The organism is Ligilactobacillus sp. WC1T17, from assembly GCA_900110005.1.
In the GTDB taxonomy this organism is placed as follows: domain Bacteria; phylum Bacillota; class Bacilli; order Lactobacillales; family Lactobacillaceae; genus Ligilactobacillus; species Ligilactobacillus ruminis_A.
This window is the reverse complement of record FOCC01000013.1, coordinates 1-18,081: the sequence shown is the minus strand read 5'-3', so window position 1 is coordinate 18,081 and position 18,081 is coordinate 1. Positions and strand designations below refer to the sequence as shown.

The following is an 18,081-nucleotide window of genomic DNA, read 5'->3' as shown; positions in this document are numbered from 1 at the left end:
AATAAAAAGCTGCCATAACCGGCAGCTTTTTTTTAGGTTAGAGTTTTATTTCCCAATCAAACAGGGCTTTAATTAAGCTTGCATTTCAGGGACATTTTTATAATTATATTACTAGTAATATAAGAGGAGGATTTAAATGTCCAATTTTGAAGAATTAAATGGAGCGATTAAAGTCTTTTGCCAAGCAGGTGAAATGAGACGCCATAAGCTTGTGCAGGCGATAATTGCTGAAAAAAAGAGCCGACAGCTTATCAAGCGTTGACACAAGACTTGGAAATTTCGCAGGAAATGATTTCACGCTATGTTAAAAGATTGACAGCAGAGGGGCTGTTATTAAAAAAATATCAGCAAAATAACAAAAAATCAGTTTATTTGGAAATTACGCCTTCAGGTCAGTTAGTCGCTGATATTCACCGAGAAATGCACCAAAGAGAGGCAACGTATTATGCTGATTTATTGAAAGATGTTTCTGATGCAGACCTTGAAGCGGCTATTAAGTTGTTAAAAATGTTGTCATAAAAGCCGGCAAGTCTCGTAATCATGCTTTTTTGGTATGGATATATATTTAAGATAAGTATTTGTAATAGTTGATTTAAGGCCATTATAATGAAATTGAAAGGGGGAGGAATGCAGGTTAAAATTAGCGTTGCCGGACATGAAGTTGTAGCCAAGTTAAAAGATAATGCGGCGGCGAAAAAATTGTGGGACAGTCTGCCCCAAACTTTCAATATGCAAAATCTCTATGGCCTGGAAATGTGTGCCCGTTTAGGCAGAGGTGCCTTGCCCACAAGAGAAGCTCAAAATATGAATTATGCAATTGGTGATATGTCCTATTGGCCGCCTTTAGGCAGTTTAGTTATTTTGTATCAACAAAATGGCGAAATTTTTGAACAGGAGCCTTTAGGGCATATTGACAATGATATTTCATTTTTTGAAGGTATGCTGACAAGTGCGATTACCTTCAGCAAGATTTAATTAAGTATATGGTATATATTAAAATGAGGAGTAAGCAGTTATGAGTAAAAAAATTGTTCAAACAGCAGGGCGTGACAGGTTAGGAGACTTTGCACCTGAATTTGCTCACTTTAATGATGATGTTTTATTTGGAGAAAATTGGAATAATCAAGATATTGATCAAAAGACCCGCAGTATCATTGTGATTTCAGTCTTCATGGGCCGAGGCTTGGCAGACAGCTCGCTTCAGTTCCACTTGCAGACAGCTAAAAAAAATGGGGTAACGAAAAAAGAAATTGCAGCGATTATTACCCATGCTGCCTTTTATGCCGGCTGGCCCGTTGCTTGGGCAGTCTTTAACCTGGCTAAAGATATTTGGACTGAAGATAATGACGAAGTACACGGCGGCTTCTTTGGTTTAGGCAAGCCAAATGATGCTTATGCTCAGTATTTTGTAGGCCAATCATATTTGAATAGTGAATTAACAGATCCAAATAATCCAATTGCTATTCATAATGTGACTTTCGAACCTGGTTGCCGCAATAACTGGCATATTCATCACGCTTCCAAGGGCGGCGGTCAAATTTTGATTTGCGTTGATGGCGAAGGCTGGTACCAAGAAGAAGGCAAGTCGGCGCAAAGTTTGAGGCCAGGTGATATTGTGGAAATTCCAGCAGGCGTTAAGCACTGGCATGGAGCTAAGAAGGATTCTTGGTTTAGCCATTTAGCTTTTGCCGTTCCAGGTGAAGATACTTCTAACGAATGGTTAGAACCTGTTTCAGATGAAGAATATAATCAATTAGAAGACTAGTAAAAAAGGATTCGCCAGCGGCGAATCCTTTTTTATCAATTTGGCCACAGCGCAGACAATTATTTGATGAGAGGAGTCAGGCGCTTTTTTTCGCTTAACAGATAATTAGCGTAAAAAGGCAATGAAGCTTCTTCGTCGCTGATAGGAATACGGACGCGGTCATTATTGGGATTACGCAAAATTTCATTTTGCGGTGTTAAATTGGTCGTGAAATAATAAAAGGCTGAGTTATTGACAATTTCAACGAGTGCTTCAAAACTGTCTTGATAAAAGAATTTGACTTCAGAAATGTAGCGCTTACTTTTATTTTTCCAAATACCGATATTATCAATGACAACAAAACTCATCCCTTTCAGATCTTGGAAAGAAACGTTTTTTTAGCTGCTAAAGGATGGAATTGATTGGTAAACACCCTTTCATATTTTTTACAAGTCAATCTTAGCATGGCTTAAAAAAAGCACCCCCAATTCTTAAAGCTATTGGGGATTGTTTTTAAAGTTTAACTTGTTTGAAGACATCAATCAAGCCTTGGAAGCTGTCGCAAAGAGAGGGGTTTTATGGAAAGTGATTTTAAATTTTAAATAAAATAACCGAGACGCGCTGAAAGTCTCGGTTATTTTTATTCTTCTATAGGTAGTTTTTCTTTGCGGCGCTTAACGTCGTCTTTAATTAATTGATAAAGAGCGGCAAATAACGGCACTGTCACCATCATCCCAATGATTCCGGAAAGACCGCCGCCAATCATCACAGCAGTAAAGACCCAAATACTTGGCAGTCCCAAGGATTTACCGACCACCAGCGGGTAGGTAATTCTGTTGTCGATTTGCTGCAAGACCACGATAAAGACCAAAAACATCAAGGCTTTAAATGGTGATGTCGCAAAAATTACGATAAAGCCAACTGTAGCCCCTAAGATAGCACCGATAATAGGAATCAAAGCCGTAAATGAAATGACGGCTGAAACCATGGCTGCATAAGGGAAGCGGAAAATGGACATGCCGATAAAGCACATGATACCAAGTAAGATAGCATCTTTAAATTGGCCGGTAATGTAGCTGCTATAGCTGTTATCAAAGACGCCGATAACATATTTAAGATGATTTTCGACTTTTTTAGGCAGGTAAGCATCCATAACTTTGTTGAATTCACTGCCGACTTTTTCTTTAAATAACAAGACGTATACAGAAAAGAAGATGGCAACTACGGTGGTAGTTAAGATTGAACCCACCGTTGAAGCGGCACTTTTAAGGGTTGACAGATATTTAGTCCAGTTTTTGTTATCTTTAATCAAATCATTTTGGGTGAAATTTTTTGCGAGCTTTTCAAGATCAATTTTTTGCCAAGCCTCTTTAAAAAGACTGTTATTTTCTAAATAGCGGATAAGCTTATAGATAGCACTATCTTTATTATTAGAAAAAAGCAATTGAATACATTGAATCAGCTCAGGCACGACCACTTGCAAAAGCAAGGCCACAATCACGATGATTGAGGCATATGCTAACAAAAGGCACAAAGGACGCTTTAATTTAGTCAACGGCTGCGGCTTGAATAAGTTAGTATATAAATGCTCATATTGCTTTAAGATAAGGTTGACGATATAAGCAATGACACACCCGATTAGCAAAGCTTTACCTTCTGAAATCAGGGTACCTAAAAATTTGACGATACTTGACCAGTAGGTAACAGCTAAAAAAAGTAGGAAGAGTACACTGGCGAATTGAATATCGCGTTTACGCAAGATTTTTTTCAAAAACTCACCTCCATGATATTTCATTATAGCATATGCACTTTTTTTAATGATAAAAAAGCTATATTATTTCAGAAAATTTTCACTGAAGATTGCTGGATGAAATGGCAAAACATATTTCTTGACAAAAAGTAAGCAAGCCGGATATAATACGCATATCAACTAGAGAAAGGGAGTAAAGTCATGTTTACGATGTTAAACCAAAAAGTTAATACTTGTTGTCCATGTTGCTTTGGTAACATGTTTTTTGGTATATCCTGCATGACTAAAACTCCAGCATAACTAGGTATATATATCTAGGTAAAAAGCTTGCAGTCATGGGGACTGCAAGCTTTTTTCTTTAATTTGAGATAGAAAGGATGATTTGATGAATGAAGAAGTCCAACGATGTAAGTGATGGTGTAATGACGAAGCTAAAGATAGGTATTTTAAATATTATGCATGATAAAAAAGATACCAAAAATCGGTTCACAAATGTTTTAACGAACACTCAAACACCCGTTGAATTACGCTTTTTTTATCCCGTAAGCCATTATCGTAATCGTCCAGTTCCCAAAGATGTGAGCACTATGCTAGAACCGCTTGATTTAAATAAAGTCAAAGATTTGGATGGCTTTATTATCACAGGCGCTCCGGTTGAGCAGCTGGCATTTGAAGAAGTTGATTATTGGGATGAATTGACAGTTTTAATGGACTTTTTAGACCAGCAGCACATTTGGCAGTTATACGTCTGCTGGGGAGCAATGGCAGCGGGGTATCATTTTTATGGTGTCCATAAACATGCTTTGCCCAAAAAAGTTTTTGGCATTCAGGCCCACAAGGTGGTAAATAATAGTCCTTTGTTAAATGGGATGGGGAAAACTTTTTTTGCTCCCCATGCACGTTACGCCGAAATGGACCGTCAGGCTTTTTTGCAAGCCGGGGTGGTTGAAATTGCCCGCAGTGAAAAAGGATGCTTGTTCTTATTAGAAGATCGCCCGCAAAGACGAACCTTTTTATTTGCCCATTTAGAATATGGACGCAATGCTTTAAAAAGTGAATATGAACGCGAATGGCAGGCTAAGGTCGCACAAAGAGAGCACTTGGCCCAGCCTAAAAATTATTACAACTTAAACGGACAGCCGACTTTTAGCTGGAAAAATACCCAGCGTAACTTTTTTAACAACTGGCTATATCAAATTAAAGAAACGAGGAAATTAAAATGACAGTATATGAATCCGTAACAGACTTAATTGGCAAGACACCTTTATTTAAATTACACACACCAAGTGATAGTGCTGATGTTTTTGTGAAATTGGAATTTTTCAATCCAGCCGGATCTATCAAAGACCGGATTGCTTTAGCAATGATTGAAGAAGCTGAAAAACAAGGCAAGCTTCAAGCGGGCGCTACCATTGTTGAACCAACTTCAGGTAACACAGGCATTGGATTAGCGGCGGTGGGAGCTGCTAAAGGCTACAAAGTCGTCATTGTGATGCCTGAAACGATGAGTATTGAACGCCGCAAATTGATGGCCGGCTATGGGGCTAAGCTGGTATTAACACCTGGTGCCCAAGGAATGAAGGGCTCAATTGCCAAGGCTGAAAGCTTGGTTAAAGAAAACGGCTGGTTTATGCCGATGCAGTTTGAAAATCAAGCTAACCCGCAAATTCATGAACAAACCACAGGGCAAGAAATTTTGGCTGATTTAAAAGGAACTAAAATTGATGCTTTTATCGCAGGTGTCGGGACTGGCGGGACCTTGACTGGGGTTGGTCATGCGCTTAAAAAAGCCGATAGCAGCACCAAAGTTTACGCTTTGGAACCGGCCGAATCACCGGTGTTAAAAGAAGGACATGGTGGTAAGCATAAGATTCAAGGCATTTCCGCAGGCTTTGTACCCGATGTTTTGGATCAGACTTTATATGACGGCATTGTTGAAGTAGAAAGCGAAAAAGCCTTACAGACAGCCCGGCAAGTGGCAGCTAGAGAAGGCTTTTTACCAGGAATTTCGGCGGGCGCCAATATCTATGGTGCCTTAAACTTAGCCAAGGAATTGGGAGCAGGACATACAGTGGTGACGGTTGCGCCTGATGGCGGTGATCGTTATCTTTCAACAGATCTTATCCAGTTAGCTGATTAAGTAAAAAGGTTTTGGCTTTTGCCAAAGCCTTTTTTGCTAGCAAGTACCATTTGAGGGCCAAACGGTGTATAATGAAACCGCATACAAAAAGCGTAAGGAGGATTTTTTATGTTTACAAAAGCAATTACAAGACAGCCAGCTAAGACAATGATTGATGGTATTACCACTTATACGGCTGAGGGCAAGCCGATTTATGAAAAAGCTATTGCTGAACATAACACTTATGTCTCCATTCTCAAAGAACTTGGTTTAGCAGTTACGGAACTTCCGGCCCTTGACCAGTATCCTGATTCCTGCTTTGTTGAAGATCCTGCTGTGGTGATGGAAAAATGCGCCATTATCACCAACCCAGCCCGTCCTTCGCGCAATGGTGAAAAAAATGAAATCCTGCCAACGATTAAGCAATTTTATGCTGATGATCAAATATTTAAGATTAAGGCGCCTGGAACCCTTGAAGGCGGCGACGTGATGCGGGTAGGCAACCATTTTTACGTGGGCTTGTCTGATCGAACTAACGCTCAAGGTGCAGCGCAATTCAATGAAATTGTCACCAAATTTAGCTATACGTCATCAACGGTACCTGTCACTGAAGGATTGCATTTGAAAGATTTTGCCATTTACTTAGAAGATGGCAATATGCTGGTGACCGCTAAAATGAATCAAATTGAGGCTTTCCAGCAATATAACCGCTTTGTTATTCCACCAGAAGAGGTTTATGCGATTAATAGTTTAAATATTAATGGGGTTGTCATTGTGCCCAAAGGATATCCAACCACGTTAAAAATTATTACTGATCTGGGTTATCCGGTTAAATTAATGGATTGTAGTGAATTTCGCAAGATTGACGGCAGTTTAACCTGTCTTTCTTTGCGTTTTTAAATAAAAAAGACCGGCTAAGAGCTGGTCTTTTTTACTACTGTTTATCCAAATTGAAGGTTACTTGATAATTAATATTTGAAATCGGCTGCAGCTGGTATTTGGCAGTCAAAAAGCATGGCAAAAGGGCACATCTTTGGTTATTTTCTACCAAACGGATAATGTTGGCCGGCAGTCGGATTTAATTTTTGACTACCAGACAAATGTTAAATTATATAAAATTTCCAGCCTAAACTATTAGTAGTCTGGGGCAAAAATAATCCAAGCTTTGTTTTTGAGGGAGCTAAAGCTTTTGAAAAAGATGACTCACAAACTAAAGTAGTGGCATTAGATGGGGACATTTTGTTTTAGAAAGCCACTATCAAGAAATAGCTAAGCTGATTTTAGAATATTTTGCCTAATTAAAAAAGACGCTTTTTAGCGTCTTTTTTAATTATTTGAGTTTTTCTTTTTGGATATTTTCTTTGATAATTTGATTGGTTATTTGGAAGAGTTTTTCAGATCCTGGGCGAGAGCGGTTTTGTCGGCCGTAAACTTGGTTGGCGCTGATATCATGACCAGTCCAATCCATGCCGTCATTGCTGTTATTTAACAATAATGGCTGAAAATTATCCATCACCCGAGCGAATTTAGCTTCCGGAGTTTGTTCCGCGTTGAATTCTTCAAATAAAGCTTTTAACACTTGGCCTTGATCAGCTGGCAGCATAGAAAAAAGCCGGTCTTCAGCCTTTTTTTCGCGGCTAGCCTGGGTTTTAAGGCCATCATTATCATAGGCATAGGTATCACCAGCATCAATTTCAACTAAATCATGGATTAACAGCATCAGCATCACTTTGGCCACATCGATTTTTTCGTTGGAATATTCTTGCAATAAGTAGGCCATAATAGCCATGTGCCAAGCATGTTCAGCGTCGTTTTCGCGGCGCCCGTGATGGGTTAAATGCGTTTGGCGTAAGATATTTTTAGATTTGTCGATTTCTAAGATAAAGTCAATTTGTTTTTGTAAACGTTCATCCATCGTTACAACCTCGTTTTATTTGCATTATAGCACGAAAAAAGACTTTCTTTTAAGAAAGTCTTTTTTTGTTATTTACTAAAATTTTTATCCTGTAAAAGATATTGTTTTCCGGCCGTTAAATCGTATTGCATGAGTTGATAATTGCTGTGGACATCATGAGAAATATAAGGCATCCAATAATTGAGGATAAAATAACTGCCGCTGCCGCATATGGTAAGAGCCAAAGCCCATTTTTTATTAAGCGGTTTTTTAGTGCTGATTAGACTGCCGGCTAAAAACAAAAAGGTGCCAAAAAGCAAGCCATTGCCATTTAACAATTTAAGCGGGTCAACTTAAAAGACATTTGGCAGGCCGATGATGATGGTTAAAAGAAAAATCAGCTTGGCCCAAGACAAATTAAGCAGCCATTCTTGGCTAAAGCTCCACAGCAAAAGCCCTAATAATGTACCTGTTCCCAGGTAATAAGTTCCTTTGAGGATGGGAAAAACAGTGGCATAGACGCTGTTAAAGGTAAAGGTTTTATTTAAGCAGACAAGAATAATTTGAAGGCTAAAACTTACAGCTACTGCTAAGAGCCATAATTTAACCACTCTGACATAGCGGAAATTTTTTTCTTTAGCAAATAAAAAGCCCAAAAAGATTAAAAGCACATTTTTGGCTAATAAAAATAGTTCTTTAAGGAAGACTAACTGCATAAATTTAGGCGTTACCTTATCAGTTAAGGTAAAATTAGCAAGAGAAAGTTGCCAAAATTGCTGACCAAAAAGGAAAAGTATGACTAAAAGTACAGCAATAGGGACTAAAAAAAGATTATAATGTTTTTTATCATGTTACATCCTCAATTTAGTAATATCGTTACATTCCATTGTAACAGATATTTTTTTAATTTTTTTCGAAAAATTCTTGCAAGTGAATGAGCTGAGTGTTAAATTATATTCATAATATATTAATGTGCAATGAAAAGATGAGTACCTATGGCTCAAAGCCCAGAGAGTCGCGCTAAGCTGAGAAGCGATGTTTGGAAGTAGGGAAGATGGTCTTGGAGCAATGCGGGGTAAAAAGCTGAACCCCGCACGCAGACATGCGTTACATGGAATGCTTAGGCATAAGGCTTTTTAGCGAATTTGGGTGGTACCACGTTGGAATTAACGTCCCTAAAGACAATGACGATTGTCTTTAGGGACTTTTTTATGGGAGGAATTATAGATGAAGTTAAAAAAAACCAGTGCTGTTTTAGCAGGTTTAGCCAGCGTTACCCTGTTGGCAGCTTGCTCTAAACAAAATGATAGTCAAAATAAAACCAAGCAAGTGCTTAATTGGACGGAATCAACAGCGATTGCAACACAAGATCCTTCTTTGGCGACCGATACGACATCTTTTAATACGCTTTTGAATACGCAAGAAGGTTTATACCGGTTGGATAAAAAGCAAAATCCCAAACCGGCTTTAGCCGTTAAGACGAAAATTTCGCAAGGAGGCAAAGTCTATGATTTTACCTTGCGCAAAAATGCCAAATGGTCAAATGGCCAGCCGGTGACGGCTAAAGACTTTGTCTATGCTCACCGGCGAACGGTTAACCCTAAGACGAAAGCTTCGATGGCTTTTTATCTTTATCAGATTAAAAACGCTAAAGAAATCAATCTTGGTCAAAAAGCCGTTAATACTTTAGGTGTCAAAGCCATTTCTAAATACCATCTTCAGATAACGTTGACCAGACCGGTATCTTATTTTAAGCGGCTGCTAGCTTTTCCACTGTTCTTTCCGCAAAATAAACAGGCTGTAGCTAAGTATGGCGACAAATACGGGACCCAGGCTAAGTATCTTGTTTTTAACGGACCATATCGTTTGACGAAGTGGACGGGGTCTAATAAGAAATGGACCTTGGTTAAAAATAAAACCTATTGGGATCAAAAAAAGGTACATTTAACCAAGATTAATGAATTAGTAACTGAAAGCACAACGACTTCTTATAACCTATATCAGGCTAAAGAAACCGATGAAACCCTGCTGACAGGCTCGCAAGTCAAGGCCAACCAGCAGAATGCCGCTTACCATCAAAGAAAAGCGTCAGCCTTATCAAGACTGGAATTAAATCAAAATAAAGTCAAAGCTTTCACCAACCTTAAAATCAGACGCGCTATTTCTTTAGCTATCAATCGCAACTCTTTGACGAATAATATCTTACAAGACGGCTCTACACCGGCTAAGGGCTTTGTTCCTTCAGGGATGGGTTATAATCCTAAGACAAAGCAGGCTTTTCAAGATGAAGCTTACGACAAATCAGCTGTCAGCTACAACCTTAAAAAAGCAAAACAGTTGTGGCAAGAAGGTTTGAAAGAAGAAGGAATTAGTTCCCTGACAGTGACCTTGTCAGCTTCGGATACAGATAGTGCTAAAAAAGTTGCGGCCTTTTTGCAGAGCAGCTTAGCAAAATTACCGGGCTTAAATGTTGAAGTTCAAACCATTCCCTATACCCAATTAATTACTAAGCAGGGCAAAAAAGATTATGAGATGACCCTCAAGAACTGGCAGGCTATCTTGGCTGATCCGATTAACTTCTTAGATATTTTTGAAAAAGATTCCAGTTACAATAATAGTGGCTATAATGACAACGAATTTGACCGTTTGTTGGATGAAGCTGAAAATAAATACGGTAACCAGCCTCAAAAGCGTTGGGAAAGATTAGTCGCTGCTGAAAAAGTGTTGATGGCTACGCAGGGGACTATTCCTTTGTATCAAGTAGCTAAGCCACAACTTTTGCGGACCAGCGTCAAAAATGTTTTGTACAATCCAACCGGCTGTCCTTACGATTTTAAGACAGCGTCAATTTCAAAGTAGCGTTATCCATAATAATAAATGAAAAAATAATTTGAATAATTTAATTGATTTCACAAAAATAATTGACAGGCCTAAAGCTTAATGCTAGTATATGAACATATTAATTGAGTCGTCGAAAAGTAGCGCCAACCTTGGGAGTCAGAAAGCCGGTGGATGATGCGAACCGGTCAGGGGGAGGAAAGCCAAATACAGACGTTAGGTACTCAGCGGGCTTGGGCTAATGCCGTTATCAATTAGCAAGAGAAGTTTTTAGCTTAAAGCTGGGTGGTACCGCGGTCACACGTCCTGGTTGACATTTTGTCAGCCAGGACTTTTTTGTTTTGGAGGTGGAGCGGATGAAAAAAGCCTGTCAAACCAAGTGGCAGTTACTTGGAACAAAGAAAGGAAAAAAGATATGAATAAGAGAGTTAATTTTATTGAAGCAGTTGCGATTTTAGGTTTGATGATGTTAATTTTGGGGCTGAGTGTGATTGCTTTTGGTTTATCACCCCAAGTTCCAGTGTTAAGTGTGACAGGTTTGCTTTTTTTATTTGCCGCTATCAAAAAGATTCCCGCTAAAGAATTAATGGCAGGAATTGAAGATGGAGTTAAAACGGCCATTGTACCGCTGTTTTTATTTTTATTAATCGGGACGCTCATTGCGGTGTGGATTCAAGCCGGCATTATTCCAAGTTTGATGGTTTTAGGCTTTAAATTAGTGAATGCCCATTTTTTTGTTCCCTCGGTCTTCATTGTATGTGCTTTGGTCGGGGTGGCGATTGGCAGTGGCTTTACCACGATTTCTACCATTGGCTTAGCCTTGTTTGGCATGGGTGAAACCTTGCAGATGAATTCAGCTTTGGTAGCAGGCGCCATTATTTCCGGGGCAATTTTTGGGGACAAGATGTCGCCTTTATCTGATTCGACTAATTTAGCTTCAGCGGTGGCGGGGTCTGATTTATTTGCTCATATTAAAAATATGTTGTGGACGACAATCCCAGCTTTTATCGTTTCTCTCGTCGCTTTTTTAGCACTAGGCATGAGCGGGCAAGATTTAAATTTTAAAAATATTAATGTTACGGTGGATGTGTTAAGACAAAACTTTACGATTTCCTGGTGGGCCGCCTTGCCGGTATGCTTGATGTTTATTTGTGCTTGGAAGAAAATACCGGCAATTCCGACTTTATTTTTAAATATTGCCATTGCCGGAGGAATGATTTGGCTAAAAAACCCTCATTTTAGCTTAAAGAAGATGACGACCCTGATTCAAAGCGGATTTGTAGCGCAAACAGGAAACCGTACGGTTGATGCTTTGCTTTCTCGCGGCGGAATCGATAGTATGATGTCAACGGTGGCATTAATCATTATGACTTTGGCTTTAGGCGGCATTTTGATGCGGTTGGGCGTGATTGAAGAGGCAATGTCGCCGGTAGTTAAAAAGTTAACCCGTCCCGGCCAGTTGATTATCGTGGCTATTTTGGCAGGAATCGGGGTTAATTTATTTGTCGGTGAACAATATTTATCAGTGATTTTACCGGGAAATGCCTTTAAACCGGCTTTCAAAAAGCTTGGACTTGATCCCTTGGCACAAAGTCGGGTGTTAGAGGACGGCGGATCGGTTATCAACTACCTGGTTCCCTGGGGCGTTGCTGCATCTTTTGCCGCTTCGACTTTGGGTGTGTCAGTACTAGCCTTTTTGCCTTTTACGGTCTTTGCCTGGTCATCACCCCTTTTTTCTATTTTATCAGGAATTTTAGGTATTGGCTTAAAGCGGCAAACGTCAGCGCCCAAGTAGCTATGCGTTTACGGTATGCTAGCTTGCATGACTGCTAATTTACCCTAAAGGGGCGAGAATGCCCCCACTTCTATAAGTTGGGGATGAATCGCCTCTTTTGAAGCACTCGGCGCTTCTTTTTTCTTGATTCGTTTTAAATCAGATATTATAAAATCAGATATTATAATTAGTGCATAAATTGTAAAAGGTGATAAACACAATGGAATTGGACAAAAATCAACATTCGGTATATTCAATTAATTATCATCTTGTAATGGTGATAAAGTACCGCAGAAAAGTGATATCTGATGAAATATCGGGATACTTAAGAGCTACGTTTGAACGGATAGGCATCACTTATGGTGTTGAATTAGTAGAGTGGAATCATGATAAAGACCATGTTAATGTACTTTTTAAATGTACTCCCCAAATCGCCCCTGCTAAATTCATTAATGCATATAAATCAGTTAGTTCAAGACTGGTTAAAAAGAACTATCCTGAAATACGTCAATATTTGTGGAAGGAAGCTTTTTGGACTAAAAGCTACTGTTTAATTTCCACTGGCGGAGTTTCAATTGACGTAATCAAACAATATATTGAAAGGCAGGGTCAAAAATAATGGTTTTAAAAGGAGAAATTCACCCTGGAAAAGTCTTTACGCAAAAATTTGATCTAGACCATGTTCAAGCAGCTTATGATGCGATGAGCAACCGTTAGGCTATCAAATCATTATTGGTAGTAGCTGCTAAATAAAGTTTGAATGAAGACTGCTTTTTTGTGTGGAACGAAGAAGCGGTCTTTTTTTTGAAAAAATAACTTCCAGCCAACTGTTCAGAGACCAAATAGCGGACGTTTTCATAAAACTACGTAAATATTGGCTTAAAAAGGCGGCTTTTTCATGAAAAGATTGTATTTTTTTGAAAAAAAGCCTGTTTCTATAGTAAAATTAATTGTAACTTTTAAATTTTTTTAAGGAGAAAGCTTGTGCAATCATTAAATAAATCTCCTGCTTTTCAGGCTGGTAGTCACTAAAAAGCAAAAGGAGATAGAAAATGGATGAATTAAATTTTAAGGGCAAGTATATTACTTGGCCGACGCTTGCAATGATGGCGTTTGTTACAGTTATCGGTTTGGAAGATATCATGTATAATTTCCAAAACCAAGGGATGTCAGTTTTAACTTCTTGGGTTATCATGGTGTTCTTTTATGTGATTCCATACGCGCTGATGGTTGGTCAACTGGGCTCAGTCTTCAATCATGAAGGGGGAGGCCTTTCTTCATGGGTGCGCGGAACTGACGGCGAATTTTTAGGCTATTTTACGGCTTGGACTTATTGGGCTGCTTCGATTCCTTATGTTATCGATACGGCTAACTGCTTCTTAGTTGACATTGGCTGGGGCTTAACAGGTACTGATAAATTTGAAGATACCAGCGTAATCTCGACACCAATGTTTACCTTGATTTCCTTTATTTTATTCTTGCTCGTAGTGCTTGTTTCACACCGTTTCAAAAATTCTTTGGAAGTCTTGTCTGATATTGGCGGGATTGCGATGTTTGGGATGACTATTTTATTTGTCTTGATGGCTTTTGTCGGCCTTTTTATGTCAGGTGGACATACTGCAAGTACTTTTTCAGTTGATACCATCATCCCTAAATTTGACCTTAAATATTTTTCAACGGTCGGGATGTTAATTTATGCAGTTAACGGGTGTGAATTGATTGCACCTTACGTTACTAGAATGCGCCATCCGCAAACTGAATTTCCTAAAGCGATGATTATGCTGGCCTTCATGACGGTCTTTTTGACCTTCTTTGGGTCTATTGCCTTAGGTATTTACATTGATGCTAACCATATGCCTAACGACTTGAAGATGAATGGTGAATATTATGTCTTTGGAGCTATGGGTGAACAATTTGGAATTGGCAAGAGTTTGGTTTATATCTATGCTTGGTGCTCACTGGCCTTTAATGTGGCTTTGATGGCGGTCTTATTGGATGCGATGACGCGGATGCTGATCAGCGATACCGGTGACAAGTATATGCCGAAGTTCTTAAAGAAGACTAATGCTCAGGGCCTTCCTGTTAATGGCTATGCCTTAACGGTCTTTTTAAGCGGCTTTATTATGGTTTTAGGTGTTTTCTTACCGGAAATGAACGATGTCTTTAACTGGCTGTTAAATCTTAACGGGATTATTTCCCCTGCGGTAACATGTTGGATTTTCTATTCCTTCATGCGCATTCGCGGTAAGGATGCTGCCAAGTATAAGTCAGAATATGTCTTCATTAAAAATGACAAACTTGCTTGGCTGGCCGGCTTGATTTTACTGGTGGTAACAGCTGTGGCTACGGTTTTAGGGATTGCTCCGCAAGATGTTAAGCAATTCTCCAGCACATGGTGGTATGAATTAGTTATTAATATTGTTTCAATTGTTGTTTTAGTTGGACTTGGCGTTATCTTGCCAAATATCAGACGACGTGAAGATGAATACGGTTATGCTTTTGACAAATATCAATGGCGGTGGATTATCGGCTTAGTCTTAGGGTCAATTATGGTTGATGTTTGGCTGGGCGGTACCAAAATTCCAGGACGTATTTGGATGATTGTTGTTGAAGCAGTAGCCGCTTTATTAGCTGTTTGGCTGATTGGCCGCAGGAAGCCAGGCGATAAGCCTTATAAAATTGAGATGGATATCTAATAAAAAAGCTCAATCCCTATTAGGGATTGAGCTTTTATTTTTTAACTTTAAAATATGCCGGCGTGCGACCAACATGTTTTTTTAACCGCGGGGGTGCAGCTAATTCAAGCTGGTCTTGAAAGGTCCGCTTGAGGTTGCTATAATGAATCTTTTTATTGAGCAGCTGCTCTAAGATGACTTGCAAATCTTTCATGGTAAAGACGCCTAAAAGTTGTTCCATGGCACTTAAACCTTGGGTCTGCAAGCGGGTTGTTAAGGTTTCCAGGGCATAGCTGAGAATTTGGCCATGATCAGAAGCAAAGTCAACTTCAGAAAGCTCAGCTAAAGCATACCAGTGGTAGTGATATTTGTGAGCTTCGGCGGATAAATCAACCGTTTCATCTTTGGGAGAAAGTTCGACGAGCAAAGGACAGGAAATCACCCAGCCTCGGGGATCACGTTTTGGTGAAGACCAAGGGGAGAGAAGTTTGAATTGCTCCTTTTTTAAGGCCAGGTTGGTTTCTTCCTTAATCTTGCGGATGCCGGCTTCTTTTAAGTCTTCATAAGGCTGCAAAAAGCCGCCGACTAAAGCCCATTTATTACGCCAAGGATTTTTATTGCGCTGAACTAATAAGACTTCGACTTTTTTTAGTTCGCGGTTATAGCGAAGGGTAATAATATCCACAGCCACACTGGGCTTGGGATAATTAGGTAAATCCTGCCTTTTATACCAGGTTAAGAATTCTTTTTGCGATGCAACTTGTTCATAATAGTAGCGTTCTTCTTCTTTACTAGCAAATTGCATAAAAAAACTCCTTTAAAACGATGTTATAAAATATTTTTGATTTTAGCGGTCGTATCACAGTAGCGGTCATAAAAGCTATAATCAGGTCCAATCGTGTCTAAAGCGACAAATCGGTCGGAAAGATGGTACATTTGCGCTTGACGTTTTAATTCTTCAAAAAAGCGCAGACCATCATCAGCCCATTCTTCAGACCGGCCGCCATCAAGGGCAAAAATTCCGGTCGGTTTAGTGGCAATAATCAAATCAAGCGGTTCTAAGTTAATATAGTAGTCAAAGAGCGGTTTTAAACTTTGGTATTGATTTTCAGTCAAGTAAAGCTTGGCATATACGGCCGTTGCTAACGGTGTTGTGTCTAAAAAGGCTAAGCCGTTGGTTGAATGCAAAACAGCTTTTTGGTTTACCTCATGTTGGGAGGTGACAAAAAAGCGGTAATCATCAACGGTTAAGTCATCATCATTAATGGCCAAGCTGACTTCCAAATCACGCGCGGTCTCTTCGGAAAAACTGGCGTTGAAGCTTTGGGCCAACCGGCGGATTAAGGTCGTCTTCCCGGTGGAAGGAGCACCGATAAAGGCGATTTTTTTGACATAGTCCGCTCTAAAAGGTTTGGTAATTTGGTCAAAATATTTAAAGGGATTGGCTTGAATCTTTTTAGGGTCAAGGCCTGTCCAGGCTGATTTGACCAGGTTAATTTTGTTTGCCAAAGTTTTTGGTGCTTGCTTCAAATTAGCTAAAATAAGGTCTTCTTCGCTTGTTTTTGCGGTGTACCAAGTTAATTGCCGCAGTTGGTTTAAATTAACTTGAGCTTTGGCCAGCAATTGCGGGATGGCAGCTAAATTTTTAGTTATCGGAAATGGTTGACCGGCGACAAAAACGCTCGGCTCATTTTGAAAGAAAGTCTTTAAATGACGTATCTGGCGAGCCAAAGCGCTTGGAATATCATCATAGCCGATAACAAGGGTCAAATCATTTTCGCACAAAGACTTAATGACCATTTGGTAATGACTTTGGCAAAATGGGGCGAAATATCCGTTAATCAGGCCGATTTTTTGGGCATGACGAGCTATTTCATTATATTGAGGCTGTTTATTTTCAAGCATTTTAAGCCACCTTATTTTCTTGCGGTTTAAACCATAAGTAAGCGCCGTAAACGGCATTGATAAACATCACAATTTGTAAAATAAACATGGAGAAGGCTGCAGCACCGCCGTTGCTCAATTGAACGGCCCAGACTTCAATATTGATTGCGTCCAAGATAAGCCAAACAATCCATTGTGAGCGGTAGCCGTAAGTCATCAAAATTTGACCGGCAATGCCTAAAGGAAGCAAAGCGGCGTCAATGTAAGGATTAGAACCGTTAGCCTTCAGACTGACAAATAACACGATAAAGTAGACGATAATGGTACCCAAAACGGTCAATAAAGCAGTAAGTTTGGACATTTTTTTAGCTTTTAATTCAGCTGTGTCGCCTTCAATGACGGCATCTTTAGCAATGTCGCGATGCCAAATGGAAACCCCGACAAATTGCATTAAGAAATAAAAGCCTTGACTGAACATATCGCCGACTAAACGGTTATTAATAGCAACAACAAACCACACGGCACATTGTAAAATACCCCAAGAGTAGTTGGTTAAGCGGCCTTGATCAACTAAAATCAGGTTCATGATGGCTGAAATACCGGTAATCAGACCAATCCAGCCCATCAGGTCAAAAGATTTGCCCAAGATAAAGGCCACAAGCTGACTTAAGAGCATCACGGTCATCATACCTTTAGAAGTCGTAGTCAAAGTCACCACATCATGAATGTTATTCTTTAAGGATAAGACCTCTTTCATTCCTGAAGCTAAGTGACCGAGATAGTTTTGTTGTTTGACGTTTTCCATAATAGAAAAATCTCCTTTGTTTTTAGGGAGGCGAATGGACAACCCTCCTAGTTATTTATCTCAAAACGAGATTAATGAAATTATATCACTTTGAGATAAAAAGGCAAAGCTTTTTTTACTTGGAAAAAGTAACCGAAACATCACCTTTACCTAAAAAAAACTGCATGCTTTGCTTTGTGGCACCATCAATATGGCCGAGTAAGGTGAAATTCCATGAGTTTTGATTATAAAACGGGCTTGACCTCTGATTTTAATCAGGGGTCAGGCCCGCCAAACTGTCTTATCTATTTTTACCATAATAGCCTTTAAGTTGCCTTCTCATAGCTTCTGTATACTGCGATTCAATATATTTTTCTACAACGTCTTTACTCATATCACCTAAAGTCCCCATATAATAACTAGGCGACCATAAATGTCCACCCCACAATAATTTTTTAGTTTCAGGATATTGTTTAAACCATATTCTAGCTGACGCTCCTTATTAAAGTGGATCCATATAAAACTAGCCAAGTAGAATATGGAACTGAATATGAAGAAAAGCACGAGTTAAGAGAGACTAATAAAGATGGTAAACGCAGATATGTTTCAGCATATACTG

The 18,081-nt window shown here is 39.4% G+C and carries 18 protein-coding genes, 2 pseudogenes and 1 other annotated feature; of the genes and pseudogenes, 12 read left to right on the top strand and 8 right to left on the bottom strand.

Going from position 1 to position 18,081, the window contains the following annotated elements; all coding sequences use genetic code 11:
- Window positions 1-136: 136 nt before the first annotated feature.
- The 4 genes from BMX26_RS09915 to BMX26_RS07975 all read left to right on the top strand — a co-directional run bounded on the left by BMX26_RS09915 (window position 137) and on the right by BMX26_RS07975 (window position 1,765).
- Window positions 137-262, top strand: coding sequence for a hypothetical protein (locus tag BMX26_RS09915; RefSeq protein WP_412771410.1), 126 nt, complete (start codon window positions 137-139; stop codon window positions 260-262).
- Window positions 259-519: a hypothetical protein gene (locus tag BMX26_RS07985; protein ID WP_075530907.1), complete on the top strand. Its 261-nt coding sequence runs from the start codon at window positions 259-261 to the stop codon at window positions 517-519. Before BMX26_RS09915 ends, BMX26_RS07985 begins: the two co-directional genes overlap by 4 nt.
- A gap of 108 nt (window positions 520-627) precedes the next feature.
- A complete protein-coding gene (locus BMX26_RS07980; protein ID WP_075530906.1) occupies window positions 628-975 on the top strand; it encodes a cyclophilin-like fold protein in 348 nt (115 codons plus the stop codon).
- A 40-nt stretch (window positions 976-1,015) separates the two neighbouring features.
- A complete protein-coding gene (locus BMX26_RS07975) occupies window positions 1,016-1,765 on the top strand; it encodes a carboxymuconolactone decarboxylase family protein (RefSeq protein WP_075530905.1) in 750 nt (249 codons plus the stop codon).
- A gap of 59 nt (window positions 1,766-1,824) precedes the next feature.
- Here the strand turns inward: BMX26_RS07975 and BMX26_RS07970 are convergent, their stop codons facing one another.
- Both BMX26_RS07970 and BMX26_RS07965 read right to left on the bottom strand, forming a co-directional pair.
- Complete coding sequence (locus tag BMX26_RS07970) at window positions 1,825-2,112, bottom strand: hypothetical protein (RefSeq protein ID WP_075530904.1); 288 nt, start codon at window positions 2,110-2,112, stop codon at window positions 1,825-1,827.
- Between the two features lie 272 nt (window positions 2,113-2,384).
- On the bottom strand, window positions 2,385-3,515 hold the full coding sequence (locus BMX26_RS07965) for an AI-2E family transporter (RefSeq protein ID WP_075530903.1): 1,131 nt from the start codon (window positions 3,513-3,515) through the stop codon (window positions 2,385-2,387).
- 368 nt (window positions 3,516-3,883) lie between these two features.
- Here BMX26_RS07965 and BMX26_RS07960 point away from each other — a divergent pair, with 368 nt between their 5' ends.
- From BMX26_RS07960 to BMX26_RS07950, 3 genes are all read left to right on the top strand, one after another.
- A complete protein-coding gene (locus tag BMX26_RS07960) occupies window positions 3,884-4,717 on the top strand; it encodes a homoserine O-acetyltransferase/O-succinyltransferase family protein (RefSeq protein WP_075530902.1) in 834 nt (277 codons plus the stop codon).
- Complete coding sequence (gene cysK, locus BMX26_RS07955; protein WP_075530901.1) at window positions 4,714-5,634, top strand: cysteine synthase A; 921 nt, start codon at window positions 4,714-4,716, stop codon at window positions 5,632-5,634. Before BMX26_RS07960 ends, cysK begins: the two co-directional genes overlap by 4 nt.
- A 108-nt stretch (window positions 5,635-5,742) precedes the next feature.
- A complete protein-coding gene (locus BMX26_RS07950) occupies window positions 5,743-6,513 on the top strand; it encodes a dimethylarginine dimethylaminohydrolase family protein (RefSeq protein WP_075530900.1) in 771 nt (256 codons plus the stop codon).
- Between the two features lie 430 nt (window positions 6,514-6,943).
- Here the strand turns inward: BMX26_RS07950 and BMX26_RS07945 are convergent, their stop codons facing one another.
- Together BMX26_RS07945 and BMX26_RS07935 are read right to left on the bottom strand one after the other, a co-directional pair.
- The gene (locus BMX26_RS07945; protein ID WP_075530899.1) at window positions 6,944-7,528 is read right to left on the bottom strand and encodes an HD domain-containing protein; all 585 of its coding nucleotides are present in this window, start codon (window positions 7,526-7,528) and stop codon (window positions 6,944-6,946) included.
- 332 nt (window positions 7,529-7,860) lie between these two features.
- A complete protein-coding gene (locus tag BMX26_RS07935) occupies window positions 7,861-8,223 on the bottom strand; it encodes a hypothetical protein (protein WP_075530897.1) in 363 nt (120 codons plus the stop codon).
- Window positions 8,224-8,475: 252 nt separating this feature from the next.
- Window positions 8,476-8,687 (top strand) — a binding site (T-box leader).
- Window positions 8,688-8,734: 47 nt separating this feature from the next.
- Between BMX26_RS07935 and BMX26_RS07930 the strand changes: the two genes are divergently transcribed.
- The 5 genes and pseudogenes from BMX26_RS07930 (at window position 8,735) to BMX26_RS07910 (ending at window position 14,815) form a co-directional block, all read left to right on the top strand.
- On the top strand, window positions 8,735-10,366 hold the full coding sequence (locus BMX26_RS07930; RefSeq protein WP_075530896.1) for a peptide ABC transporter substrate-binding protein: 1,632 nt from the start codon (window positions 8,735-8,737) through the stop codon (window positions 10,364-10,366).
- 394 nt (window positions 10,367-10,760) lie between these two features.
- Window positions 10,761-12,140, top strand: coding sequence for a Na+/H+ antiporter NhaC (gene nhaC / locus BMX26_RS07925; protein WP_075530895.1), 1,380 nt, complete (start codon window positions 10,761-10,763; stop codon window positions 12,138-12,140).
- Window positions 12,141-12,339: 199 nt separating this feature from the next.
- A complete protein-coding gene (gene tnpA, locus BMX26_RS07920) occupies window positions 12,340-12,738 on the top strand; it encodes an IS200/IS605 family transposase (RefSeq protein WP_075530894.1) in 399 nt (132 codons plus the stop codon).
- A gap of 2 nt (window positions 12,739-12,740) precedes the next feature.
- Window positions 12,741-12,836, top strand: a pseudogene (locus BMX26_RS07915) (alcohol dehydrogenase); the annotation flags it as partial.
- Window positions 12,837-13,171: 335 nt separating this feature from the next.
- Window positions 13,172-14,815, top strand: coding sequence for an APC family permease (locus tag BMX26_RS07910; protein WP_075530893.1), 1,644 nt, complete (start codon window positions 13,172-13,174; stop codon window positions 14,813-14,815).
- 34 nt (window positions 14,816-14,849) lie between these two features.
- Here the strand turns inward: BMX26_RS07910 and BMX26_RS07905 are convergent, their stop codons facing one another.
- From BMX26_RS07905 to BMX26_RS07890, 4 genes and pseudogenes are all read right to left on the bottom strand, one after another.
- Window positions 14,850-15,599 carry an NUDIX domain-containing protein gene (locus BMX26_RS07905; RefSeq protein WP_075530892.1) on the bottom strand — a complete coding sequence of 250 codons (750 nt, stop codon included), beginning with the start codon at window positions 15,597-15,599 and terminating at the stop codon, window positions 14,850-14,852.
- Between the two features lie 23 nt (window positions 15,600-15,622).
- Window positions 15,623-16,699 carry an AAA family ATPase gene (locus BMX26_RS07900; RefSeq protein ID WP_075530891.1) on the bottom strand — a complete coding sequence of 359 codons (1,077 nt, stop codon included), beginning with the start codon at window positions 16,697-16,699 and terminating at the stop codon, window positions 15,623-15,625.
- 1 nt (window position 16,700) lies between these two features.
- The gene (pnuC, locus tag BMX26_RS07895; RefSeq protein ID WP_075530890.1) at window positions 16,701-17,483 is read right to left on the bottom strand and encodes a nicotinamide riboside transporter PnuC; all 783 of its coding nucleotides are present in this window, start codon (window positions 17,481-17,483) and stop codon (window positions 16,701-16,703) included.
- 280 nt (window positions 17,484-17,763) lie between these two features.
- Window positions 17,764-17,961: pseudogene (locus tag BMX26_RS07890) on the bottom strand (transposase); the annotation flags it as partial.
- Between the last annotated feature and the right edge of the window lie 120 nt (window positions 17,962-18,081).